This window comes from Hungatella sp. L36 (assembly GCF_014288035.1).
The window spans coordinates 671117-694822 of the sequence record NZ_JACOPC010000001.1 but is presented as its reverse complement, the minus strand read 5'-3'; the positions used below and the strand labels follow the sequence as shown (position 1 = coordinate 694822).

Genomic DNA, 23706 nt, shown 5'->3' with positions numbered 1-23706 from the left:
CGGCGCTCTTAAACGCCCAGCTTTTCCATCTCTTCGCTGACAGAGGCCTCGCAGGAACGCATGGCCTCAATGGTCTTTTCAAACAGCTCCTCTAACGTCCAGCCGAGCCTCTCGGCTCCCTGCGCAATCACCTCGCGGGAACAGCCTGCCGCGAACCGTTTATCCTTATATTTTTTCTTCAAACTGGAGACCTCCATATCCATGACGCTCTTCGATGGGCGCATTCTCGCGGCGGCTCCGATCAGGCCTGTGAGTTCGTCTGACGCGAACAGTACCTTCTCCATATCATGCTCCGGTTCCACATCAGAGACGAGTCCATAGCCATGGCTTACGACCGCATGAACAAGCTCCGGTTCAGCCCCGGCTTCGGCCAGAAGCTCCGGCGCCTTGATGCAGTGCTCCTCCGGATAATTTTCAAAATCCACATCGTGGAGAAGGCCGGCGATTCCCCAGAAATCCTCGTCCTCACCGTATCCCAGTTCCTTTGCATACCAGCGCATGGTGCCTTCCACAGTAAGCCCGTGAAGTATATGGAAGGGCTCCTTATTATATTTCATAAGAAGGGAAAGCGCCTGGTCTCTCGTTACATTTGTTTTCATATTCCTGTCACTCCTCTGTAATTTTTATGTTGTCATCCATCATATCACTGCTGATTTCCGATATCAAGCTTGAAATGCCGCTTTCCCCCACAACTTTGATCCCATGCTCCTTGAGAAGGCGGGCTGTCACCCCGTCTCCGGCCGTCTTAGCACCCGAAAAGGTTCCGTCGTAGATGATCCCGCTGCCGCAGGACGGGCTGCGCTCCTTCAAAATGGCGTACCGGCATCCATACAGCTTTGCGATCTTAAGCGCTTCCTCCCCGCCCTTTTCAAAATACTCTGTCACATCCTGGCCCTTCCGGTTCATCACCTGGACACGCCCACCGTCTCTCCGGCATTCCGACGGCTCTCTGGGGGTCTCCATCCCTCCCATCTGCTCCGGACAGACCGGAATCAGTTCATACTCCCGAAGCAGCTTCAGCACCTCGTCACGACGGCCGTTCTTTCCGTCGTAGCGGCAGTTGACACCCAGCAGACAGGCGCTGACCAGTATTCTTGTATTTTTCTTATCCATGGATAAGCCTCCTTCCAAAATCGTCTCCGGGAACTATGGCCTCAGATCCCTTACTATTTTCAGTTTGTTTTCATTACATCCCGCATCTTCCAGCATGGAATCCATGTATTTTCCGAAAAAGAGCTCTGCGCCTTTTTCTTTCCAAAGCTTCCAGCCCTCGGTATCCGTCACTTCTTGTTCCGGTTTTGTCATGCCGGCAAAGTAGTTCCGGTTCATCTCCACGGCCAGTTCCGTCATCTGCGCCAGCTCCTCCTCCGAAACTGACAGCGCTTCCAGCTCTTTCTTCATCTTTTTTCGCGTGCACGCGTCAAAATACGCCTGGGACAGTGCTTCAAAATCCCCATATTCACCGGGGATTCCAGCTTTTTCCCCATCCCATCGATCCACATTTACCGGCTTCGTTTCATACGTGATGCTTCCATCCGGATCAACCGTCAAAACGCCGTACCGGTGCGGGAACACGGTGAGGGATCCGGTTGCGATGTCATAAAGGCCGCCGCTCTCCGCAATATGCTGGATATGAACGTGACCGCTTAGATTCAAAGCGATCCCATGAGCTTTCAGCAGCTGTTCCATCTCCTCATGATGATCCAGCAGGAAGCCCTGTGACAGAAGTTTGTTCTGAGCCAGGACATTCTGGTGAGTCACCGTGATAATGGAGGCCCCCGCTTCCTCAGCGCGTTTCATCTGCCGCTCCGCCCACTGCATCGTGGAATCCTTAATCCGGCCGGGTGCGTCCTCCGTATTCGCGTCCAGAAGCAGCAGCCAGACCCGTTCCGACAGCTCATACAGAAAGCTTAAGGATTCTTCATCCTTTCCAGCCGCGTCCTGATACCCCAGACTGCCATATATATCACGAAATTCTTCGCCGCTGACCCGTTCCGTCCTCGTCACCGTCTCTGCCTCAAATTGGGCGGCAAACGGATAAAGGATATCATGATTTCCGGGCAGCACCAGAACCGGGATTCCCTGTTCCTGCAGCTTGAACAGTTTCCCGGCCAGTTCCTCATGGCTTGTCTTCTCACCGTTAAAACTGAGATCTCCGCTTAAAATAAGCGCGTCCGGATGCAGCTTCTCTACCTCCTCTAAAAAAGCGTCCGTAATCTCCGGCGCATACTGAGTCAGCTTTCCATCCCCATTTCCGACCATTCTCATAAATCCGGTTCCATAGTCCGTAAGCTCCGGTGATAAATAGTGCAGATCTGTGGCGGTCACGACGGTAAGCGGAGAAGTCTCTTTCTCCGCCAATGGCCTGCTGCTCCCACAGCCTCCAAGCGCGGCACAGAGAAATGACAGAAATACAATATGAGTTTTTTTGATCATATACGCCCCCATCCTGTTTATTTTAATTTCGCATATCAAACAGCTTCATTATATCAAACCTCTATTCGAGGCACAAGCTTGTAAAAGCGGTAACACTGCCTTATAATGAAATCTGCAGCTTCATACAAACGCTGAAAAGGATACTATGTAATTTATGAAAAAGAAACACAGCCCGATTTTGTATAAAAAAAGAATAAAACATCTGATTTCCGATGTCAGACACTGCCTGCCCGGAATGCTTCTGTGCGCAATTTTTCTGTCTGTCATGACTGCCGCTGCTGGCAAGGTGTGCCCGGCCCGGCTCTTATTGGGGATTCCATGCCCCGGATGCGGACTTACCCGAGCCACCGTCCTGCTGTTAAAAGGGGATATCCATGGCAGTCTTCTGTGCAATCCATTTCTCCTGCCGCTATTGGCCGGAGGGCTCTTATTTCTGTACGAGCATTACGTCCTGGAACGAAAAGCGCGCCTGTTTTCCGTCTACATAGCCGTCTGCATCTTCCTAATGGTGGTGGTCTATATCATCCGCATGAAATACTGGTTTCCTGACCGGCCGCCCATGATCTATGAGCCCCGGAACCTGCTGCACCTGCTTTTCACAGTTCTGAAATCACCGGGGAGTCTGTAACCCGGCAAAGAAAAAATAGACAAATTCTGACAGTATATGATATAATTTTAACGGTAGATAGATTAAATTACAGGAGGTACTAAGTATGGAAAACAACACAATGGCGACAGATCCTAATAAGGCTGTCATGACCATGGGGGAATGGCTGATCACGTTAATCGTCCTGGCTATCCCATGTGTCAATGTAATCATGTATTTTGTCTGGGCATTTGGCAATGGAAATGAGAACAGGAAGAATTTCTGCCGCGCCGGACTGATCGTTATGGCAGTAGGAATTGTGCTGACCTTAATCTTATATGCTGTAGTCGGTGCAAGCCTGGCTGCTGCGTTAAGTGCAGGCTATTAAGTTTTATAAGACTGCATCATCCGATAAGGGGCGGCCGCACCGATGATTGTACAATCATCAGGGCGGCCGCCCCTTTCGTATCTTCTTTTCAGATTTATGCCTTTTTATCCCTCTTTCTCATCACCGTATCAATAATCCCATATTCCTTCGCCTCTTCGGCGCTCATGAAATGATCCCGCTCCGTATCCCGCCAGATCTCTTCCTCCGTTCTCCCCGTATTTTCCGCCAGAATCCGATTCAGCCGTCTCTTATCCTGCTGAAGCTTCTCTGAATAGATCTGGATATCCGTCGCCTTTCCTCCGATCTTCTCCACCGCCGGCTGATGTATCATGATTTCGGAGTTAGGGAGGGCAAAGCGCTTGCCCTTCGTTCCTCCGGCCAGCAGAAATGCGCCGAAGCTGGCTGCAAGTCCAATACAGATCGTCGATACATCGCACCGGATATAACGCATCGTATCGTAAATGGCCAGACCAGCCGTAATAGAACCGCCCGGACTGTTAATATAGAAGGAAATGTCCTTCGCCGGGTCCTCCGCTTCCAGAAACAACAGCTGGGCCACCGCCAGCCGGGCCGTCTCATCGTTTACTTCTTCCCCCAGAAAGATAATTCTGTCCTTTAACAGACGGGAAAAGAGGTCGTAACTGCGCTCCCCCTTTGACGTCGTCTCGATCACACTCGGTACCAGACTCATGCCGCACACCTCCAGCTATTCTTTCTTTCGCAGAAGGCGGTTACCCCTGTCTTCTTCTGCTTTGTCTGCTCACGAAGAGGCGTGAAATGCTTCCGTTCCCGGTAGGTAAACGGCGTGCATCCGTAAGCCCGCCGGAATGCCAGTGTAAACGCCTGCTGAGACTGGTAATCCGCCTCGCCGGATATCTCCACGATCGTCTTGTCCGTCTCCACCAGCTTTCTGGCCGCCTCCGTCAGTCTCCGCTCCATGATATAGCGGTGAATGGTACAGCCGGTTTCCTCAGCAAAAATCCGGTTCAAATAAAAACGGGAATACCCCGTATGTGCTTCCAATGCTTCCAGGCTCAAATTTTCCCCGGTTCCCATGTTTTTCTCAACAGACTCCAGAATGTCCTTTACGATTCTGTTTTTTCCATCCATTTATTGCCACACCTCCAGTTATGTTCCAATGCAAAACCATCTTCCTCATGGGAAATCAGGTCTCTTTTCTCCCATTATAACAGGCTGTCTTCACTCTGTCTTAATAAAAAATGATGTTTCCGCTAAAAATCCATCCTTCCGGTTATACTATAATGCAATGGACCGCTGAATTCATACTAATTTCGTATAAAAATACAATGACATTTTCCCGATTTTGTAGTATACTTCTTACGAAATTATATGTGTGAGATTATGACGAAAGGATGGCTTCATTATGTACTGTGTAAAAAATATTAAAGATGACCTGTTCTGGGTCGGCGGAAGCGACCGCAGGCTCGCCCTGTTCGAGAACGCATACCCTATTCCAAACGGGATCTCCTATAATTCTTATCTTCTTTTAGATGAAAAAACCGTTCTCTTCGATACGGTCGACCGGGCAATCACCGGGCAGTTTTTCGAAAATGTGGAATCCGTTCTGGCAGGAAGAACGCTGGACTATGTGATCATCAATCATATGGAACCGGACCACTGCGCAACACTCGGCGAACTGATCAGACGATATCCGGATGTCTCCGTGGTCTGCAACGCAAAGACGATTCCGATCATCAAGCAGTTCTATGAATTTGATATCGATACCAGAGCCGTGATCGTGAAAGAAAACGACACCTTCTGTTCCGGCAGACATACCTTCACCTTCCTGATGGCCCCCATGGTACACTGGCCGGAGGTCATGGTGACGTATGACACCACGGACAAGATCCTTTTCTCCGCGGATGCCTTCGGTACCTTCGGCGCCATGAACGGCAACTTGTTTGCGGATGAACTCTATTTCGAACGTGACTGGCTGGCTGATGCCAGAAGATATTATACCAATATCGTCGGAAAGTACGGCGCATCGGTTCAGACGCTGCTTAAAAAAGCCGCCGCACTAGACATCGAAATCCTCTGCCCGCTCCACGGTCCTGTATGGAGATCCGATATCGCATGGTATGTGGACAAGTATTTAACCTGGAGCAGCTACGAACCGGAAGAGAAAGCCGTCATGATCGCATACGGTTCCATCTACGGCAACACGGAGAATGCGGCGAATATTCTGGCCTGCCGGCTGGCAGACCGCGGCGTGAAGAACATTGTCATGTATGACGTCTCCTCCACACATCCGTCCACCATCATCTCCGAGGCCTTTCGCTGCAGCCACCTCGTATTCGCTTCCGCGACGTATAACGGCGGCATCTTCAGCTGTATGGAGCACGTACTCCTCGATTTAAAGGCTCACAATCTGCAGAACCGCACCGTGGCACTCCTGGAAAATGGTTCCTGGGGCGTAACAGCCGGACGTAAGATGGGAGAAATCATCTCCGAGATGAAGAACATGACCATACTCGATGAAACCATCACGATCAAATCCTCCTTAAAGGAAGACCAGATGGCGGAACTCGGTGCTCTTGCAAATTTAATTGTAGATTCCATGAATTAGCGGGTCCGGTACGACGGACTCTCCTGACAAACAGTAAAAAGCCCTGTCCGGAACTGCGTGGTCTGACACGCCTTCCCGGACAGGGCTTTTTCGGATCGCGTTCGTAAAGCCGCGCAGTATGGACGCCGGCGCCATGCAGTACAGTCCCTCGTCACTCGTCCGCGCGGTAAATGGCAAACACCGTACTCAAACGGGCCGGATACGATTCCATGATCTCACCGTCATAGACGATTCGGATCTCATCTCCCACCTTCACCTCGGGCACGCCCTCTGCGGATATGACATTCGTCGGCACGGTAATGCGGTCCGCTGATTTCCGTTCTTCTTCCCCTTCATCCGGCTCCACCAGAAAATACTGGTCCGAAATCTCCAGCACCATGCCGCAAAAATATCTCTGTCCTGCTTCCTCCGAAGTAAAAAGCATCACACAAAATACACCAGCGATGCAGAGAAACAGGATTCTCAAACTATTTCCATACTTTTTCATAGCTAGATCACCTCAGTAAAAAACATCCGTCCATCAGAGTCCGTCAACACGGCCTTAGCACCGCGGAACCGGTAACCGGAAAGTAAGAGCGGCTTCTCCCTGAAAATCACATCCGACGGCGCCCGGCTGCCCAACTGATCCCCTTTTATCTCATACCGGTAAAACTGGGAATGCCTGCCATATCCGCCATCCATGATAAGAGCAGTATGACTCCGGTTGACCAGAAACGCGGAACATCCTTCCGCCTTCGGGCGGTAGATAACATCCCTCTTAAAATCAGTCTTCACCAGATGAAACTCATCGTAATAATAGAACCACAGCGCGCCCTGTTCATCCACATTCATCGCATAGCAGTCATAGATCGGATATTTTTGATTCTCCCACAACCGCTGTCCCCGGGCATCCCATACGATCAGACCGCACGCGCCCACCGGCTGGTCCCAGCCAAAATTACCGAACACGCCCTCGTCGAAGTATCCGGTAATGATGCGGCCGTCTTCCGTCACGATACAGCTCTCGATTCCGTCACCCAGGCACATCTCTGCCAGCTTTGTGCCATCCTTTTTTAAGAGAACTCCGTTATTCTCCGCCGTCCCGTCTTTATATTTCCTGCACCGGGCGCCTACCAGAAGAATATCTTCTCCCAGAGGCATGACGTGATGAAAATTCATCTCATGAAACCCCAGCGGATACATCTCTCCCCCCAGCAGCATCCCATCCGTCCAGTTTACCCAGAGGCACAGCGCATGGTAGTCCGTATTCGCCTCAGTATCCACAAACATCCCGTTGATCCGTTCCGGCACCGAACGTGCAAACAGAAGCCATACGCTGCCGTCGTAACCGATCGTATCATTCACAAAGGTCTCATGTTCCAGTCCATACTGCTTCTGCAGCGCATTTCTCTCTGTATAGCTGGTCACATATATATTTCTGTCCATCCCAAATCCCCTTCTCACACGGTTATAAATCGGTTATAAGCCGCTTATCATTCGCGTGTGTCTGCACTTATAGGCCTTCACAGCCTCTTCCAGCTTTTCTAAAAAGGCTTCCTCTCCGAATGTATTGAGCTTAAAGAACATGGCCTGGCTTCCACCGGATGTGATGGCAGTCAGCCTGAGTTCCCCTTCATATCCCAGAATCGTCACATTCAGACTGACGCGGTTGCCTCCCATATAGCTATACCTCTCATATACCATTGTACAGCACCGCACACCGTTGATCTCCTCCTCATGCTCGTCTTCGAACGATGCGGATACACTGCCGTTTAAAATTTCATTTTTTAAGTATTCTTTAAAATGGTCCAGATTCCCTGTTAAGTCAGCTTCAAATTTTGCCATGTATCTCACTCCCTTCTGCCGCAGCCGGCGTATCATCATAGACCGCGAACGGCAGCCACTCCACCGGCTCTCCTCTGTTCTGAATGGCATCTGCAAATGCTTCCACTTCTTCTTTCGAATTCTCTAAGAGTCCAAATCTTCCCGGTTTCAATTCGAACCGTTTCATCAGTTCTTCCTGAAGGGAATTGCACAGGTACGTGTGGAAACCTGAGATATCCCAGCCAAGAAGATCAAAGCCGAGGAATCGACGTTCTTCGGTTCCAGTCACTTCTTTCTTTTGGATTATCCTGTCCTCCAGAGACGGCAGGAGCGCCTCTTCCAGCGCAATCCCGATCAGGCGGTATCCCGGATCCACACCCCTCCGATTATAAAAATAACGCCTGTATATGTCTTCTGCGTCCTGTTTGAACAGGAACCGGCTGTCTGTATCCAGCCGGTCCTCCCCGAACAGACGCAGGGTTTCTTCTGAAAAATCTATAAATTCCTGTTTCTCCATCCCAAGCCGTTTCCGGTATTTCTCTTTTTGCCTTTCATCACTGGTCATGCAGGAAAATGGCTGCGGCTCCGCATCACAGATGCAGCCGCTGGCAGTCAGAATCCATTCGGAAAAATCCTTTAGAAATTCCGGGCACCGGCAGGGACGTATGATATAATAGCCATAATCTACATACATTTCTGTGTCCTTCCTTTTCTGGCTCTATTTTACCAGATATTATTTTCCCATGTCTTTCATTTTCCTTAATATTTACGCTACAACATTTGTCATATAAGTGAAAGAAAATAAAGGTATGGAGGAAATATTCTCCATACCTTTTTACTCAGTATCCTGATAGTGTGTAGTCCTGTATAAAGTTGATTTGCCTGCCCCATTTTACACCAGCATATAAAATGTATTTTTTCATTTAGAACCTCTTTTGAGCTATTACTTTCTTTTGCTTTCTCTGCAAAATAAAATCACTTAACATAGAAAAAAAATCCTGCTCTTCTTCTGTCTCTGCATTTAAAACCAACTCCATAGTTTCGTCTATATCCATATCTTTACATTCCTCATATAATTTCTTTGCAGCTTCGGCCTTCGACATAAATTTTTCCTCCTTGTTCTAAAAAAACAGAAGTAACGCTGAAAGTCAAATTTATCGACCTTTCAGCCCTTCAATTAACACCACCAAATTTGATGGTGATATCTTCTCGGGTTCTATCTTTCACTTCATTCACACCACTGCGCAAGCAGCGAATCGGAAGTATGTCATTACATTACATGTTAATGCAACTGTAATGTTTATTATACAAGAAAAAGTGTTAAAAGAAAAGGCATAAAGTTTTTTCTTCCCCTCTATTTTCTTTGCATTTCATGCTTAATACCGCACTTCCAAGACCCATTCTCCGCTTGTATATCCCCTTTTAAAATGATATACTGGTAACACTTAGCAAAGCATCTTTAAGCTAAGCGCGCATCTTAAAATGGTCTTAAAGGTGTGTTTCGGCAGGAAACACAGCAGTTTTCTGAAAAGGGTGAGAATCATGTGCAGAAACAAAAAGAAAAACAACGATGTATTGCTCCATGCAAAGCCGGCAGAACCAGCGACATTTGCATGGAGTAGCTGCAGTCGCTGATCAAGTACGGCTTTGCTGCCTGACAATAAAAAACAGGGAGTGAAGCGCTATGAAATATATCAATGCGGCCGCGGTTCTTCCCGCCTCGCTGGTGGAAGAGCTGCAGAATTACGTTCAGTCCGGATATCTTTATGTTCCGGCCAGGGAAGACCAGCACAGGGCCTGGGGCGAACGGAACGGAGGCCGGGAGGAACTGAGGAAACGCAACAAGGATATTCTTGATGCATGGCAGAATGGAGTGTCCATGGAGACGCTGGCGGACCAGTACTGCCTCTCTATACATGCCATACGGAAAATCATTTATCAGAAATAATCATGGAAGGACTGTGGAAAACAGTCCTTCTTTTTTTGTACAAAACAGTACAGAAGCGACTGGTAGATTGAGATTTCACGGAATTTCGGGTATCCTTAACAGGAAGGATAGAAAGAAAAAAACTGAAAGAAAAGAGGTTGTTACAGATGAACACTTACGAGACTGCGCGGATGGGATATGGGGAAGCCGATATCACACCGGATACTGTTGTTGAACTGGTCGGATTTTTCCGTCCGGACAATCACTCAAGGGGCATCCGCGACCCCTTGAAGCTCCAGACAATGGTCTGGGAATACGGGGGAGAAACGGCCTGTCTTATTACCCTGGACAGCCTTGGTTTTACCGTCCATTTGTCCAATGCCCTGCGGGGCCTCATTGCGGACCTGCTTCATACGGGTACCGATCACGTCATGACTGCATTTTCTCATACACATTCCGCCCCGAACGCCGCAGAGGAGCCAGAATACTTTGATTTCGTATGCCGCAGGGCGCAGAGTGCTGTAAAAGACGCTCTGAACAGTCTGTCTCCTGCCTTGGCTTCGTGGGGCATCGGAGAAAATACTGTGGGATTGAACCGCAGAACGGATTCCACCGACTTCGACAACCGGCTTGGAATCCTGTCTGTCACCGCACCGGAAAACGAATCTCCCAGGGTGCTGCTGCTGCGGGTCACTGCCCATGCCAACATTCTCTCCAGCGACAATTATCTCATATCAGCCGACTACTTTGGCATTACAAGAGAGCAGTTGGAAGCGCGCTTCGGCTGCAAAATCATGATGATGCAGGGCGCCTCCGGGGACGTACGGCCTCGGTTTCATCAGGAAAACACAGAGTATCTGGAGCTTCACGGCTTCGAGGCAGCGGCGAAGGGATTTTCAGAAGAGTATCAGAAAATATACCGGCTTCAGAGCCAAAAGGCCCTGGAGCAGACGGCAGAGGCTATCTGCCAGGCCGTGTCAGCCGTTCTTCCCACAATGGAAGCGGAGCCTGTCACTCATCTGAGCATGAAGTCGGTTTTCAGCCATTTTACAGCGGATGTTCCCTCCCTGGCACAGGCGGAGCGAATTGCCGATGAGGCGCTTAAGGAGGCCGGTATCGGTGGAACCGACTGGCTCCGGGAAGTGAAACGCCTTAACGGCGAGGGTATTTCACAACAGTTTTCAGAGGTGGAAATACAGTACTTTTCCCTCAATGACGGCTGTCTGTGCGGGATTGCCAATGAAGCCATGTGCAGGATTTCCATTGACGCCATGGAGGCTGCCGGAACGCCGCTGCTCTTTTTAAACGGCTATACCAATGGATGTAACAGCTACTTACCGACGTCCGGGGAGTATGAGAAAGGCGGCTATGAGGTGCTCTGGTCAAATCTCGTATATTTTCCATACCACGGCCGGGTCATGCCCTTTAACCGCGATACGGCCGGACAGCTTGTTGAGGAAGTGGTTCGAAACTGGAGACCGCTCCGTGCAGAATGAGGTTATAAACGGAAAGGCGGTTTACTCTCCCTATAGCGAATCTTCTCCGCACGCTCCGATTTCCGGTGTTCGCCTCTCGCGCTGCGCTCATACTGCCGGATACAATACGCCTTCTGGCCCGCTGCCGGCGTAAAATCCGGTCTGCTGCGCTCCTCTTCCAGCGCATCGGCCGGCGTCTGTGGACGGCAGCTGCAATAAGGGCATTCCGGATCGCTGCACGTCGGATCGATCCACTGGTTACAGCCGGGGCAGCAGACCGCGTCATACTTAAAAAACAGAATCAGCCTGCCCCCACAATTCTCACAAAAGCCTCCCGCATACGTTCCGGCTTTCAGCCACTGGTTTATAAATTCTCTTTGTTTTTTGAAATTCTTCGTTTTCTTCTTCATTTAAATTCTTCGTTTTCTTCTTCATTTATTTTCAGGTTGGGCCGGACCGGCAGCACTGTATCATCAATTGTGCTGTGCCTGATTAGCCTGTGAATATTCTGTATGTGGATAGAAACCGCTAAAATACTGATTCCATTCCCGCTGTTTCTGTAGTAAAATAAAGGATGGCGCCCTTGCGCACTACTGATACAAAACATTGATCAATGACTACGGAGCGGATTTACTATGGAAAAAAGCACGTCTTCGACCCTGATGACAGAGGGGTCCATCTGGAAAAAAATTATCGCATTTGCTGTTCCCTTATTTCTCGGGAACCTTTTTCAACAGCTTTACAATACAGCGGATTCACTGATTGTCGGCAATTTTCTGGGGAGCAATGCCCTCGCTGCCGTCAGCTCTTCCGGAAACTTAATCTTCCTCATGGTAGGTTTCGTAAGCGGCATCGCAATCGGAGCCGGTGTGGTCATCGCCCGGTATTACGGCGCCGGACGGCACGGTGACGTGCAGAAGGCCGTTCACACCACCATTGCCTTCGGTCTTGCCGCAGGGGCGGTGCTGACCGTGATCGGTGTGGTACTGGCGCCGATTATTCTGGTCTGGATGGGAACTCCGGCAGATGTACTTCCGGAATCCACCGTCTATTTCCGCACGTATTTTGCAGGCTCCCTGTCCTTCGTCATGTACAACGTGTTTGTCGGCATCCTGCAGTCCGTGGGTGACAGCCGCCATCCGCTGGTCTATCTCATTATATCGTCTTTCATCAACATCGTGCTGGATCTTGTGCTGGTGGGGATCTTTCACTTTGGAGTGGGGGCCGCGGCGTTTGCCACTATTATCTCCCAGTTTGTCAGCGCGTTTCTCTGTCTGCGCCGGCTCATGAGAAGTCCGGAGGAATACCGGGTCTGCTTAAAGAAAATCCGGTTTGACACAGGACTCCTGCGGCAGATCATCGCAAACGGTCTCCCGGCCGGTTTTCAGAACTCCGTTATTTCTCTGGCTAACGTGGTAGTCCAGTCCAATATCAACCGTTTCGGGAAAATGGCGATGGCGGGATGCGGCGCCTATTCGAAGATCGAAGGCTTCGGATTCCTGCCGATCACCTGCTTTGCCATGGCCCTGACCACGTTCGTGAGCCAGAATCTCGGTGCCGGACAGTATGAGCGGGCGAAAAAGGGAGCCAGCTTTGGCATTCTCTGCTCCATCATCACTGCAGAGCTCGTCGGCATATTCATCTATGCCTTCTCGCCCCTGCTCATCTCCGCCTTTAACAATGATCCGCAGGTTATCATAAATGGAACGGCCCAGGCCCGCACGGTGACTCTGTTCTATTTTCTTCTGGCATTTTCCCACTGTATCGCGGGAATTCTCCGCGGCGCCGGAAAATCCACGGTTCCCATGCTGGTTATGATGGTCTGCTGGTGCATCATCCGGGTGACGTACATCACCGTAACCGTTCACTTTGTTCCGGATATCCGCGTGGTATTCTGGGCCTATCCGCTGACCTGGTTCTTAAGCTCGGTCGTCTTTCTCCGTTATTTCCTGAAGGGCAGCTGGGTGCATGGCTTTGAGCGCTAGTGCCTCCCGGCGCGAATACCAGAGCGTGTCACATTTTTCGAAACACAGGTATGTACAGGATGAGTGTCGCAGCCATGACCACGGCGCAGACAGCAATCAGTGCATTCGCCGCCGCGGCCGGGATATGTGGCACGAGAATGAGCACAAACATGACGACAAACAGCAGCGCCGTGCACACCTTTCCAAACCACATGGCGCCGTCAAGCTTCTTGCCCTCTCTCAGCTTCACCAGGCCCATAACCGCCATGAATCCCTCCTTGACGACAAAGAGTACCACCAGAACTGCCATATACGGATAGCGGGTCCACAGGCATAAGAGAATGGCCCCGTGCGTCATCTTATCGGCAAACGGGTCCAGAAATTTGCCGAATTCCGTGATCATATTGAATTTTCGGGCAACCAGTCCGTCAAACATATCCGTGATGGACGATATTCCCATGACAGCCGCCGCGGCGTAATAGCCGCGGTCCGTCTCCGCATGGAGATAGAGATATACAAAGACCGGGATCATCAGAAGCCGGAAGTATCCCATAAGGTTTGGGATGGATAACAGTTCCTTTCTCGTATACTTTTTCATTTTGCATCACTCCTATCCGGCGATTTCGCATCGCCAGCCAGTATATTTTGTAGAGACCTTCGGATCATGCGCTCCATCTCACAGGGGCTTCTCTCCGGTTCCTCAAAAAGCCATTTCATCATAATATTCCATAAGCCTCCCATGTTAAAAAACAGACAGTACTCCAGCTCTTCTCCGCTCATGGTTTCTTTCCAGTACGCTTGCAGCCGGCTGTAAATTTCGGGCCAGTACGTATTGGACACCTCGATGAGACAGCAGATCTTATCATCCCTGCATACAGACTGCAGAAATGTCTTATGCTCTTTCCAGAACGAAAAATACACCTCTGTGATATGCGCCGCAAAATAGGCGGTATCCCGTTCCAGATACCGGACATATTCCCTGCACAGGCGTTCGCAGCAGCTTCGAAACAGGTCTTCCTTTGAGGAATAATTTCTATAAAATGTCCGCCTTGATAAATCCGCCCGCCTGCATATTTCCACCACCGTGATCTCTTCGAATTTCTTTTCCTCCATCAGAGCCGCCAGCGCGTCCATCAGCCACGTCCGGGACTGCCAGACAACCGGATTGCTCGTCTCCTTCATCTCTCCACCTTCGTTTCTCTGATCCTTTTTACCGGATTATTTTCAGGGTGGCACACCGGCCCCCCCTGATGCAGCACTTGCCCGCAGGGCCTTGACGCTGTCAGATACCCGCATTATACTATGGAATACTTTCCGTTACAAGTACAGGAGGATGAATGACATGGAACCAATCCACGAAAATTTCTCGTACCGGCACGCGGTATCCGGTGGGGCAGACCCGGTCCCGGCCCTCATTTCCCACAGGAGGGAACGTCTGGCCGCGGACTGTTCCCGCTGCTGCGGCCTGTGCTGCACGGCGCTCTATTTTTCCAAAGCGGAGGGGTTCCCTGACGATAAGGAAGCCGGGATTCCCTGCGCCCATTTATGTGAAGATTTCTCCTGCGAGGTTCACAGCTCTCTGTCCGGACGCCGCCTGAAGGGATGCATCAATTACGACTGCTTCGGGGCGGGGCAGACGGCCACAGAAATCGTATTTCAGGGGAAAAGCTGGCGGCAGCTTTCTGATCCGGAGGAAATGTTCCGCGTCTTCTTCCTTGAATTAAAGCTGCACGAGGCCATGTGGTATCTGGAGGAAGCCGCAATACTGCGCCCCGCATCCGCACTGCGCCCCCGTATCCATGCGGCGCTCACCGGCTTAGAGAAGCTGGCAGACGGTTCCCGGCAGGACCTCACGGAAGACGGGATCCACGATAGGATCACTGCGGCCAACGATCTGTTGAAGGAGACGATCCGCCTGACGCTCGATTATGCGGCTTCTCAGAAGCTGCCTTCGAAAAAGGGAGGCATTTCGCGGTCTGCCCGCAGCCACTCCGCCTCTTCCCATAAAACTCCCGGAACGAATGGCGCCGGGCCACTGCGCTTCCTTGGATATCATTTTCAGGGGGCAGACTTAAGTGCCATGGATTTTTCTTCTTCCTTTCTCATTGCGGCCGACTTGAGGGGATGCCGTCTCTTCGGAACGTGCTTTCTGGGAACCGATCTGCGGGATGCCGATCTTAAAGGCGCCGATTTAAGGGATGCCTTTTTCCTCACGCAGATGCAGATAAATGCCGCAAAAGGCAGCCGGGATACCCGTCTGCCTTCCTGGTTAAAGATGCCTGATCACTGGGAATCCGGCAGATAAATCGTGACATTTCCTGTTACAATAAGTCAGTCCTGTCCGCCGGAACATTTCGCCGCGTCAATGGCGAGTACGATCATCAGACAGAGGAGCGCGTCCTCTTCCCTTACAATATCGAGAACGTACGTGTCTGAAAAGTGGAGAAATTCTTTACTGGCCGTCATGATCAGACTGCCTGCGCTGTCTTTTACACAATAGTCCCATTCCAGCCAGTCTCCGTCCACTGTCCAGCCGTTGCAGTCCAGCGTGAATTTGGGCTTTAAAAAGGTCAGTTCCTTGCGGATTTCTCCGATCTCCTGTCCGTTTATGTACATCAGAAATTTAGGCAGAAAGGTGAGCACTCTCTCCTGTACGGTTCCGATATGGTTATCGAAACGGTCATAGATTTCCAGCAAATGGCCCCAGCTTAATTTACCCTTTACCGTATAGACCGTATTTCCACTCTCGTCATAGATGTCGTAACTGTCAAACCAGGAAAACAGCCGCTGTTTAAATAGTAATTGCATGATCGTTCCTCCCTGTTATGAGCACTCAGCGGTTTGGCCGCTTTGTACAGTGCTGCTTTATGCCCCTTCATTTTGGGGGATAAATTTTGCCATGTAATACTCATCCGCGTAGACGCCGCCGACACGCATAGAGTTCTTTCTGAGCCCTTCGATTACAAAACCGCTCTTTTCATAGAGATGGACAGCGGCTTTATTTTCCTTTCTCACGGTCAGCTCCAGGCGGGTGATTTCCTGGGATACGGCCCATGCATCCAGGCGTTTGAACATCTCTGTGCCGATGCCCCGGCCGCGGTATCCGGCCCGGATTCCGACTACCACATATGCCGCATGGCGGATTCGGCGGCAGCGGCCCCGCTCGGCGGTCAGAACTCCCGCCATCGATTCCCCTTCCCTGGCAATCAGGAAGAAATCGCCTGCTGCCAGAGACTCCCGGATCATGGCCGCGGCGGCCTCCGGGTCATTTTTCCGTTCCCCGGGTTCCAGCATCATCATATCGGTCTCTAAATCCAGGGACCGCATCATTTCCACATATTCCCGGGCATCCTCCGGTCTGATCTGACGGTACTCCATCGATCCGTCTCCTCCATTTCCGCCATAAAGGCAGTTGTCCAATTCCTGTCTGTTTGTTCCCACAAGCAGTCGTCAGATGGACCCGTTAGCGAGCCATTTGACTCGTTGCCTGCGGATCCATCTGACGACTGCCGCGAGGGTCAAAAAGCCCGCTACCTGCGGCGCTTTTTGACTTGGCACGGGTCACAGCCACTCCGTCACCTTATCGACGAAGCAGACTCCGTCTAAATGATCCAGCTCGTGGCAGAAACATTTGGCCATCTCATCGATTCCGGTCAAAGTGACCTCTTCTCCATTTTCATCCAGCGCCTTCACGATTACGGTCTGGGGCCGAATGGTCCTTCCGTATTTCTCCGGAAAGCTTAAGCAGCCTTCGATGCAGTCCTGTTCCCCTGTCTGTTCCACAATCACGGGATTTACCAGCTTCATGAGCCCGGTTCCCATATCGATGACGACAAGGCGTTTTAAAATTCCTACCTGGTTCGCTGCGATTGCAGCTCCGTTAGGCGTCGCATGAAGCGTATCTGTCATATCGTTAAGGATTTCCCGGATTCGGTCATCCACCTCTTTCACTTCTTTGCATTTCTTTCTCAGTATCTCGTCTCCGTCGTAACGCATGTTTAATACTGCCATGATTCCACTCTCCTGCATTTATATTTTATTCGCTGCAGCGTCTGCCCATTTCAGGACGGCTTTCCCCATCGTTTCCCGGTCCATGGTGTCCACACGCAGTACATCCGTGTCGGAACGGTTTAAGAACCACTCCCGTTTCAGGGGAAGAAGATACTCCCGGTGAAAATCAAAAAATTCTCTGGACCGGCTCTTATCTCCCTCTTTCCGCGCCTTCAGCGTCTCCTCATCTGCGTCCAGGAACAGAATCCTGTCCGGCATACAGCGTCTCACCGCCTCCAGTTCCCTACAGAGAGGTCCTTCAATATCCCAATTTTCACCTATAGACTTCGGGTAATTCAGCGTGTAGAACTCGATCTCTTCCGCGCCAAAATCCATCAGTACCAGTTTATGCTCCTTTGCCGCTTTCCACCGCTCCACTTCATGATTCAGCCAAAGCCTCTGAATCTCCAGGTAATCCTCATAACAGTTCTTTATGAGGCCTCGGCGGTGTACCTCACTAATAACCGTTCCATTGTCCTCCCTGCTTAAAAAGATATCGGGACGGCGCTCCTTTACATACTGAACGGCCGTGGTTTTTCCCACGGCCATACAGCCCTGCAGCGATAGAATTACTGCCATATACCGTTCCTCCCTACAGCCAGATATCTCTTCCGTTCCATGTCACACTCTCTGCATCTCCGTCGTCGAGGCACCAGCCCAAAAGGCTGGCCACAAATCCAGGCGTAACAGGAAAATCTTCCATAACCGGCTCGTCGGCTTTCTCTGTATCCTGGCCTGCGTCAGGCTCCTTCCCGGCGCCCAGTTTCGGAATCCGGTACCGCTGCCAGCAGCCGCTCGTCGTTCTGTTCTTAAATACTCTTCCGATGGATACCAGATACTGCCGCTCCCCATGCTGTTCCGTGGGATAGAGCACAATCAGCCCTTTATCCTCCGACGCGATATGCAGTACGGGTCTGTCATAATCATCATCCCGCTTTACCCACCAGTAATAGGTGCTGTCCCCATAGACTAATGTTCTTTTATGCTTCTTTGCAATTGCCACAAAAAACCTCCCGGAATTTCTCCGCGCTATTCCAGCCGCTTTTCCTCCTGCTCCATCTAGTACTGCATTGCGTAAATAACTGTGATATAATGCCCGATATCTGCGTCCGCGAAGCGACGGCGTAGTGGACCCTACGTCTAGCTTCGTGGGCGTGCTCCTGGCGCAGATAGCGGGTGCTATATCATAGGAATTTACGCAATGCAGTACTAGCGGCGGCACACAGCCAGGACAGGATACAGAATGACGGCCAGAACAAGGCCTCCAAGGCCCTGAATCAAATTCGACGGCACGCTGGCCAGGGCCGCTGCCATTCCATAAAAACAGGTTTCATAGAGCCAGTACCCGCAGGCTACAAACACCATGTCAGTCAGCCCTCCGATCACCACACCGGCGGTCCGTTTTCCGGCCGTCGCTGAAAGTCTCCGAAATACAAGGCCGCAGCAAAAAGCGGTCAGCCCCTTAATCAGAAAGGTGGCCGGCACGTACAGCAGATATCCGCCCAGGAAATCCGCCAGCGCGGAACCAATTCCTGCGGCCAGGAGCCCCTGAACCGGTCCAAGAAAGATTCCCGAAAGAATCACCAGCGCATCTCCCGGATGGATATATCCGTTCGTACCCGGTGTTGGAATCCGGATCACCATCGTCGCTGTACATACCAGCGCCATAAACAGCGCCGTCATCACCATTTTTCTGGTATTATTGTTCGTTTTCATACAAAGTCTCCCTTCCGGTTTTCAATGATAATGCACTTACTATAAACCGAAAATGGACTGTTTCAAATATCCAGTTTTTAACTTTTTAGCAATGCCAGTTTTATCTTCCAGCCACACGCCTGCTCCACCACTGTTTTATTGTATCATAAACATAAAATTCGTGAAAGACTTCATTCGGTGTTTCGATGTACTTTTGCCCTGAGTTGTTACAGTTCACGGCACTGGAAAAATTGCCTCTGTTCTGTGAATTTTATATTTTTTTGAAAAGGGGTTGAAGTATAAAAAACACTTGCTACAATTAAGATAACGGCGCCGTAATAAAACGAAAAAGGACAAAAAAGCATGAACAATCTCATAGTAAAGCCTGTCGGCAAAGTTGTATTTCAGAATGAAATGCCACTCATTTTATTGGAAAAGCCTTATCGTTCCGCCCTGGAGGGACTGGATGGCTTCAGCCATATTCAGATCTTCTGGTGGTTCGACGCCTGTGACAATGAAGCTTCCCGCAGTGTGCTTAAGGTCAGCTCTCCCTACCGCAATTCGCCGGAGACGCTGGGCACCTTTGCCACCCGCTCCCCGGAACGCCCTAACCCTGTCGCGCTCTCAACGGCGCAGATTCTTCGAATCGATCCGGCGGCCGGCATCATCGGACTCAGCCATATCGACGCACGTGACAACACACCGGTCATCGACTTGAAGCCCTATACTCCCAGCCTCGACCGGGTGGCACAGCCCTGTGTGCCCGACTGGTGCGCCTCCTGGCCAAAAAGCCTGGAGGAATCGGCTGATTTCGACTGGTCTGGCGTATTTACATTCTGAGAGGTGGCGGCCATGAGTTTAAAAGACTATCTGATCAAAAAACCGGTTCTTGAAACAGAACGGCTGATTTTAAGGGAGCTCAGGCCGGAGGATACTGACGATTTGCGGGAGTGGATGAGCGATCCCGGCCTGTACCTCTATTGGGGAAAGCGGCCCGGCAGACACGATTTAAATCCGGAACTGCTTTTCACGGCCGCCAATCAGAAACCAACGAAAAGCTTCCACTGGGGCATCGCGAACAAGAAAGACAGTAAGGTAATCGGGGAATTCTGGGTCTACTTAATCGAGAACGACCGGATGGCCAAGGTCTCCTACCGCCTCTCGCCTGCCTGTCAGGGAAATGGCCTCATGACGGAAGCCCTGAAAAGCGTGGTGGATTTCTGCTTCACTCACACGGAACTTCAGAGGCTCTGGACCGATGTGGACGTAAGAAACACCGCCTCCTGCAAAACGCTGGAAAAGGCCGGCTTCACACGGGAGGGCTGCATCCGGCAGGGAAAAATGGTCTCTTCCTGGTGCGACTACTATTTATACGGTCTGCTGAAAACAGACCTTCTCCCGGAACACGCCAGTCAGGCGTAACCCGATCCAGACAGATTACCGGACTCGCGCGCCGGGGCATGGCCGCTTCAGCAGCCATATCCCCTTAGGGCGTGGATTGCAGCAATTAACAGTACGGGCTTTCCTGTCAAACAAACAATGCCTGCGTCATACCTCCGCGTTTCAGCTCCGCGGTGCGGTATGATGCAGGCATATTCTATTCTTTGATTATGTAAAGCATGACGGAAATATCTTCAGCCGCCATTTCGGCCTTCGACTTTTCAATTAAAATATTTTGCCCGGTCATAATGTAGGAAGGCATAATCCGGATACCCTGATACCATATTTCACTCTTTCGTATCTTATAGGTGGACACCGACGGAATCACATTTTTCCCAGTGGCCTTTTTGCTTATCATGTTAAAGGCCTTTTTCGCCACATCCCCCATCAGCATGATCACTTTCACATGGGGAAAGAGAGACAGCTCCCACTCCAGATACGGCAGACTTTTTTCAATGGTGCTTCTCTCAATGGCCGGGGCCGTCTTCGGCATTTTCACTGCGTTTGTAAGGTAAATACCCTGCTCCAGCAGTTCTCCCGCATTGTTCACCTGTGCTCCGGCCTTCTGAAACAGCGGAATTGCCGTCGATAAATAGGCCGCCCCGTCACCGCCGTAAAAGTCATCAGCCGGGTTTGATGGCACCACTTCATTAATCAAAACCGCCCGGATTTGCTCGGGCTTCACCTCTAAATCCTGAAATACAAACGCCTCTTGATTACCATTTCTTTTTTCCATTTCTTCTCTGATATTCATCGTTTCTCCTCATAGTGCTGCAGTGCAGACTTCAGTCTCTTTTCCACCTCTCGCTTCAAAGAAAGCGGACTCAACACGGTAACTTTATCTCCAAAGGACATCAGGAAGCCGTACAGCCACTCATTGTCCGGCATAACCGCCCGGACAGTAAGTTCCCCGTCACATTCCGTAACCACCCGGTCATCGAACACGTCATATACTCTGGAGGCCGCTTCCTTCGGGAAACGCAGAACCACAGAGACAAGCTCTCTTTCCTTCTCCCATCGTGTCAGATCCGGCTCTGTTCCTTCCGGTATGCGATCAAACAGGATCCCTGTCAGCACAATCTCCTTGATCCGCGATAAACGGAACAGCCGGAAATCTTCTCTGACCAGGCACCACGCATACAGATACCACGCCTTGTCCTTATAGATCAGCCTGTACGGATGGCAGTCCCGTTCACTGGCCATTCCATTGGAGCCATAGTACTTAAAATGGATCTGCCGTCTCGCCATAACCGCCTGTTTCAGCACGTTAAAATCCATCCGTTCCCTCTCCGGGTCGCTTCCCCAGCGGGAAACATCCACTTCGATCCAGCTCGTATCCGCCATCTGAAACGCAGCCCTCAGTTTCGATAAGACCGTCTCCATATCAGAATTCTGAACCGCCGCCAGACTCTGCAGGCCGAACAGAATATCCCTCATCTCCTCTTCCGAAAGCAGCGATTTCTCCAGCACAAATCGGTCCAGCAAACGAATTCCCCCACTTCGCCCCGCCACCGAATAGACAGGCACCCCCGCCCCGCTGATCCTATCAATATCCCGGTAAATCGTCCGCACCGACACCTCAAACTTCTCCGCCAGCTCCGGCGCAGTGGCCTGTCCCTTTTCCATCAGATGGTAAATAATTTTGAACAGCCGGCTCTCTATCATTGCTATCACCTCGTTTTTCATCATATCAGATAAAACCTGACATGCTATGTCAGCAATATTATAATTGTACACTTTTAATTAATTATTTTATCTTTTGCTTTTATCTTTTGCTTTTATCTTTTGCTTTTATCTTTTGCTTTTATCTTTTGCTTTTATCTTTTGCTTTTATCTTTTGCTTTTATCTTTTGTTTTTTATCTTTTGCTTTTTATCTTTTGCTTTTTATCTCTTGTTTTTTATCTTTTGCTTTTTATCTTTTTAAATTCAAGATTTTTCTTAATCCGCGGTGTGTCCGTTCTGCCCCGGCAGACTCCGTTTTCTGTGACGTTTGCAGGCTGTTAGAAGCTGTTAATGCGTGGGGTTTTTCGTTCTGCCGCAAAGTGCGGTTGTCTGAGCGCAGCGAGTTCCGAACTTTGCGGCAGGCTTTTAGAAAAATCCCACACATTTACAGCTTCTTACTGCCGAAACAGGAACAGAAAGCGGAGTCTGCCGGGGCAGAACGGACACACCGCGGATTAAGAAAAATTTCCCCTTGACCTTATCACAGTGGGAAGGTGTACAATACACTCAGAACCGGTTCTACACCTGACAACGCAATATCAGCACAACACCATTTCACTTTTGGGAGGTTCCTATGTTTACCATTGGAGAATTTTCAAAATTCTGCTGCATTTCCGCAAGGATGCTGCGCCATTACGACCGCATCGGCCTGCTGCATCCGGCCGCCACGGACGAACAGAACGGGTACCGCTACTATGACAGCAGCCAGATCCCCACATTTCAGCGAATCGAGAAGCTGAAGCGATACGGCTTCTCACTGGCCGAAATCAAACGGCTGCTGACGCTTACGGAGGCAGAGTTAAATATCCAGATTCTGCTTCAGTACGAGCGCGTAAAAGAGCAGGCGGCCAGTCTGACGGAGACGCTCACCTGCATGGAACGGGATATCTCCCATTTTAAGGAGGGCATAACCATGAATCGGAACTATCACGTCATTGTCATGAACACACCGGAGCAGCGCGTCTTCTCCGTTAAACGCACCATTGCCGTCAAGGCCCAGGACATTCACGGCCTCATCTCTGACCTCATGACACAGGCAAAGGAACGCGGCCTGCACCGCGCGGGTCCCTGTCAGCTGGTCTACATGGGAAATGAATTCAACGAAGACAGGATGGAGGTGGAAGCACAGCTTCAGGTAGCGGAAGCGCATCCGGACACGAAGCTTCTGCCGCAATCCCTCTGTGTCACCGCGATCCACCAGGGGCCGCTGGAGGAGGTACACACCGGGTATCAGGCGATCGGTCAATATCTGGACCAGCATCCGGAATACCAGCTTACCGGAATCAGCATTGAACGGTATCTAAAGGATGAGAATATGGTCTCTTCTGCGGAAGAACTGGAGACAGCGATCCTGTTTCCGGTAGAAAAAGCGTAGTCCGTTTCCATCATCAATATCAAAAAATGCGGGCCGGAAAATATGGCAGGATTTTCCAGCCCGCTTTCTTCTGTCCAGCGGCTCTTATATTCCAGATTATTTTTTCAAATATTTGATACAGCACAGAATAAAACAGATCAGTGCAGCCAATTTTGCCAACTGCAGCACAGCGTTAAAAATGATTGAGATCAGGGGTAAAAACTGAGCGATTAACATGCCATCTCACCTCTCTTTTCCTAACTTTTATCGGTTGTCAG

General features: G+C 50.4%; 31 protein-coding genes. 10 read left to right on the top strand and 21 right to left on the bottom strand.

What is annotated here, in order from left to right:
* Window positions 1-8: 8 nt before the first annotated feature.
* From H8S80_RS02965 to H8S80_RS02955, 3 genes are read right to left on the bottom strand one after another with little or no spacing between them, the layout of a single operon-like run.
* Window positions 9-599, bottom strand: a complete 591-nt coding sequence (locus tag H8S80_RS02965; protein ID WP_117630198.1) for a hydrolase — start codon at window positions 597-599, stop codon at window positions 9-11.
* Window positions 600-606: 7 nt separating this feature from the next.
* Entirely contained in the window at window positions 607-1113 is a 507-nt protein-coding gene (locus H8S80_RS02960; protein WP_025531719.1) for a 2-thiouracil desulfurase family protein, read from the bottom strand.
* Between the two features lie 33 nt (window positions 1114-1146).
* On the bottom strand, window positions 1147-2436 hold the full coding sequence (locus H8S80_RS02955; protein WP_117630197.1) for a metallophosphoesterase: 1290 nt from the start codon (window positions 2434-2436) through the stop codon (window positions 1147-1149).
* A gap of 154 nt (window positions 2437-2590) precedes the next feature.
* Here H8S80_RS02955 and H8S80_RS02950 point away from each other — a divergent pair, with 154 nt between their 5' ends.
* On the top strand, window positions 2591-3064 hold the full coding sequence (locus tag H8S80_RS02950; RefSeq protein ID WP_002600386.1) for a DUF2752 domain-containing protein: 474 nt from the start codon (window positions 2591-2593) through the stop codon (window positions 3062-3064).
* An 85-nt stretch (window positions 3065-3149) separates the two neighbouring features.
* Window positions 3150-3410, top strand: a complete 261-nt coding sequence (locus H8S80_RS02945; RefSeq protein WP_002600387.1) for a hypothetical protein — start codon at window positions 3150-3152, stop codon at window positions 3408-3410.
* Between the two features lie 94 nt (window positions 3411-3504).
* On the opposite strand, the gene H8S80_RS02940 is transcribed toward H8S80_RS02945, so the two are convergent.
* Entirely contained in the window at window positions 3505-4101 is a 597-nt protein-coding gene (locus H8S80_RS02940) for an ATP-dependent Clp protease proteolytic subunit (protein ID WP_002600388.1), read from the bottom strand.
* Window positions 4098-4520, bottom strand: a complete 423-nt coding sequence (locus H8S80_RS02935) for a helix-turn-helix domain-containing protein (RefSeq protein ID WP_002600389.1) — start codon at window positions 4518-4520, stop codon at window positions 4098-4100. The genes H8S80_RS02940 and H8S80_RS02935 overlap by 4 nt, the downstream gene beginning before the upstream one ends.
* A 274-nt stretch (window positions 4521-4794) precedes the next feature.
* Here H8S80_RS02935 and H8S80_RS02930 point away from each other — a divergent pair, with 274 nt between their 5' ends.
* Window positions 4795-5997 (top strand): FprA family A-type flavoprotein, encoded by a 1203-nt coding sequence (locus tag H8S80_RS02930; protein WP_002600390.1) that lies wholly within the window; start codon window positions 4795-4797, stop codon window positions 5995-5997.
* Window positions 5998-6148: 151 nt separating this feature from the next.
* On the opposite strand, the gene H8S80_RS02925 is transcribed toward H8S80_RS02930, so the two are convergent.
* The 5 genes from H8S80_RS02925 to H8S80_RS02905 all read right to left on the bottom strand — a co-directional run bounded on the left by H8S80_RS02925 (window position 6149) and on the right by H8S80_RS02905 (window position 8903).
* The gene (locus H8S80_RS02925; protein ID WP_029466040.1) at window positions 6149-6484 is read right to left on the bottom strand and encodes a DUF3221 domain-containing protein; all 336 of its coding nucleotides are present in this window, start codon (window positions 6482-6484) and stop codon (window positions 6149-6151) included.
* A gap of 2 nt (window positions 6485-6486) precedes the next feature.
* Window positions 6487-7422, bottom strand: coding sequence for a hypothetical protein (locus H8S80_RS02920; protein ID WP_117630196.1), 936 nt, complete (start codon window positions 7420-7422; stop codon window positions 6487-6489).
* A 33-nt stretch (window positions 7423-7455) separates the two neighbouring features.
* Window positions 7456-7821, bottom strand: a complete 366-nt coding sequence (locus tag H8S80_RS02915; RefSeq protein WP_002600393.1) for a DUF6054 family protein — start codon at window positions 7819-7821, stop codon at window positions 7456-7458.
* Complete coding sequence (locus H8S80_RS02910) at window positions 7808-8494, bottom strand: hypothetical protein (protein ID WP_025531715.1); 687 nt, start codon at window positions 8492-8494, stop codon at window positions 7808-7810. Before H8S80_RS02910 ends, H8S80_RS02915 begins: the two co-directional genes overlap by 14 nt.
* A 229-nt stretch (window positions 8495-8723) precedes the next feature.
* Window positions 8724-8903, bottom strand: coding sequence for a hypothetical protein (locus tag H8S80_RS02905; protein WP_002600396.1), 180 nt, complete (start codon window positions 8901-8903; stop codon window positions 8724-8726).
* A 581-nt stretch (window positions 8904-9484) separates the two neighbouring features.
* Between H8S80_RS02905 and H8S80_RS02900 the strand changes: the two genes are divergently transcribed.
* Entirely contained in the window at window positions 9485-9748 is a 264-nt protein-coding gene (locus H8S80_RS02900) for a CD3324 family protein (RefSeq protein WP_002600397.1), read from the top strand.
* A 146-nt stretch (window positions 9749-9894) separates the two neighbouring features.
* The gene (locus H8S80_RS02895) at window positions 9895-11223 is read left to right on the top strand and encodes a hypothetical protein (RefSeq protein ID WP_117630195.1); all 1329 of its coding nucleotides are present in this window, start codon (window positions 9895-9897) and stop codon (window positions 11221-11223) included.
* Between the two features lie 2 nt (window positions 11224-11225).
* On the opposite strand, the gene H8S80_RS02890 is transcribed toward H8S80_RS02895, so the two are convergent.
* Window positions 11226-11612 carry a hypothetical protein gene (locus tag H8S80_RS02890; RefSeq protein ID WP_029466038.1) on the bottom strand — a complete coding sequence of 129 codons (387 nt, stop codon included), beginning with the start codon at window positions 11610-11612 and terminating at the stop codon, window positions 11226-11228.
* Window positions 11613-11837: 225 nt separating this feature from the next.
* Here H8S80_RS02890 and H8S80_RS02885 point away from each other — a divergent pair, with 225 nt between their 5' ends.
* Window positions 11838-13187 (top strand): MATE family efflux transporter, encoded by a 1350-nt coding sequence (locus tag H8S80_RS02885; RefSeq protein WP_002600399.1) that lies wholly within the window; start codon window positions 11838-11840, stop codon window positions 13185-13187.
* A 28-nt stretch (window positions 13188-13215) separates the two neighbouring features.
* Here the strand turns inward: H8S80_RS02885 and H8S80_RS02880 are convergent, their stop codons facing one another.
* Window positions 13216-13764 carry a CDP-alcohol phosphatidyltransferase family protein gene (locus H8S80_RS02880; protein ID WP_002600400.1) on the bottom strand — a complete coding sequence of 183 codons (549 nt, stop codon included), beginning with the start codon at window positions 13762-13764 and terminating at the stop codon, window positions 13216-13218.
* Window positions 13761-14348 (bottom strand): TetR/AcrR family transcriptional regulator, encoded by a 588-nt coding sequence (locus tag H8S80_RS02875; protein WP_117630194.1) that lies wholly within the window; start codon window positions 14346-14348, stop codon window positions 13761-13763. Before H8S80_RS02875 ends, H8S80_RS02880 begins: the two co-directional genes overlap by 4 nt.
* 160 nt (window positions 14349-14508) lie before the next feature.
* On the opposite strand from H8S80_RS02875, the gene H8S80_RS02870 reads away from it, so the two are divergent.
* A complete protein-coding gene (locus H8S80_RS02870; protein ID WP_181987848.1) occupies window positions 14509-15471 on the top strand; it encodes a pentapeptide repeat-containing protein in 963 nt (320 codons plus the stop codon).
* 26 nt (window positions 15472-15497) lie between these two features.
* Here H8S80_RS02870 and H8S80_RS02865 read toward each other — a convergent pair whose 3' ends face one another.
* The 6 genes from H8S80_RS02865 to H8S80_RS02840 all read right to left on the bottom strand — a co-directional run bounded on the left by H8S80_RS02865 (window position 15498) and on the right by H8S80_RS02840 (window position 18932).
* A complete protein-coding gene (locus H8S80_RS02865) occupies window positions 15498-15974 on the bottom strand; it encodes an LURP-one-related/scramblase family protein (RefSeq protein ID WP_117630192.1) in 477 nt (158 codons plus the stop codon).
* A 57-nt stretch (window positions 15975-16031) separates the two neighbouring features.
* Complete coding sequence (locus tag H8S80_RS02860; protein WP_002600404.1) at window positions 16032-16544, bottom strand: GNAT family N-acetyltransferase; 513 nt, start codon at window positions 16542-16544, stop codon at window positions 16032-16034.
* Between the two features lie 183 nt (window positions 16545-16727).
* On the bottom strand, window positions 16728-17177 hold the full coding sequence (gene def, locus H8S80_RS02855) for a peptide deformylase (RefSeq protein ID WP_022030196.1): 450 nt from the start codon (window positions 17175-17177) through the stop codon (window positions 16728-16730).
* Between the two features lie 18 nt (window positions 17178-17195).
* On the bottom strand, window positions 17196-17795 hold the full coding sequence (locus H8S80_RS02850) for an AAA family ATPase (RefSeq protein ID WP_025531709.1): 600 nt from the start codon (window positions 17793-17795) through the stop codon (window positions 17196-17198).
* Between the two features lie 13 nt (window positions 17796-17808).
* Complete coding sequence (locus H8S80_RS02845; protein ID WP_117630191.1) at window positions 17809-18219, bottom strand: hypothetical protein; 411 nt, start codon at window positions 18217-18219, stop codon at window positions 17809-17811.
* A gap of 206 nt (window positions 18220-18425) precedes the next feature.
* Window positions 18426-18932 (bottom strand): ECF transporter S component, encoded by a 507-nt coding sequence (locus tag H8S80_RS02840; RefSeq protein WP_117630190.1) that lies wholly within the window; start codon window positions 18930-18932, stop codon window positions 18426-18428.
* A 342-nt stretch (window positions 18933-19274) separates the two neighbouring features.
* Between H8S80_RS02840 and H8S80_RS02835 the strand changes: the two genes are divergently transcribed.
* Window positions 19275-19751: an SAM-dependent methyltransferase gene (locus H8S80_RS02835; RefSeq protein ID WP_117630189.1), complete on the top strand. Its 477-nt coding sequence runs from the start codon at window positions 19275-19277 to the stop codon at window positions 19749-19751.
* A gap of 12 nt (window positions 19752-19763) precedes the next feature.
* Window positions 19764-20333, top strand: a complete 570-nt coding sequence (locus H8S80_RS02830; RefSeq protein ID WP_117630188.1) for a GNAT family N-acetyltransferase — start codon at window positions 19764-19766, stop codon at window positions 20331-20333.
* Between the two features lie 175 nt (window positions 20334-20508).
* On the opposite strand, the gene H8S80_RS02825 is transcribed toward H8S80_RS02830, so the two are convergent.
* Window positions 20509-21105, bottom strand: coding sequence for a uracil-DNA glycosylase family protein (locus H8S80_RS02825; RefSeq protein WP_117630187.1), 597 nt, complete (start codon window positions 21103-21105; stop codon window positions 20509-20511).
* Entirely contained in the window at window positions 21102-22040 is a 939-nt protein-coding gene (locus H8S80_RS02820) for a helix-turn-helix transcriptional regulator (protein ID WP_320959102.1), read from the bottom strand. Before H8S80_RS02820 ends, H8S80_RS02825 begins: the two co-directional genes overlap by 4 nt.
* 608 nt (window positions 22041-22648) lie before the next feature.
* On the opposite strand from H8S80_RS02820, the gene H8S80_RS02815 reads away from it, so the two are divergent.
* Window positions 22649-23449 (top strand): MerR family transcriptional regulator, encoded by an 801-nt coding sequence (locus H8S80_RS02815; RefSeq protein ID WP_117630184.1) that lies wholly within the window; start codon window positions 22649-22651, stop codon window positions 23447-23449.
* Window positions 23450-23706 lie beyond the last annotated feature (257 nt).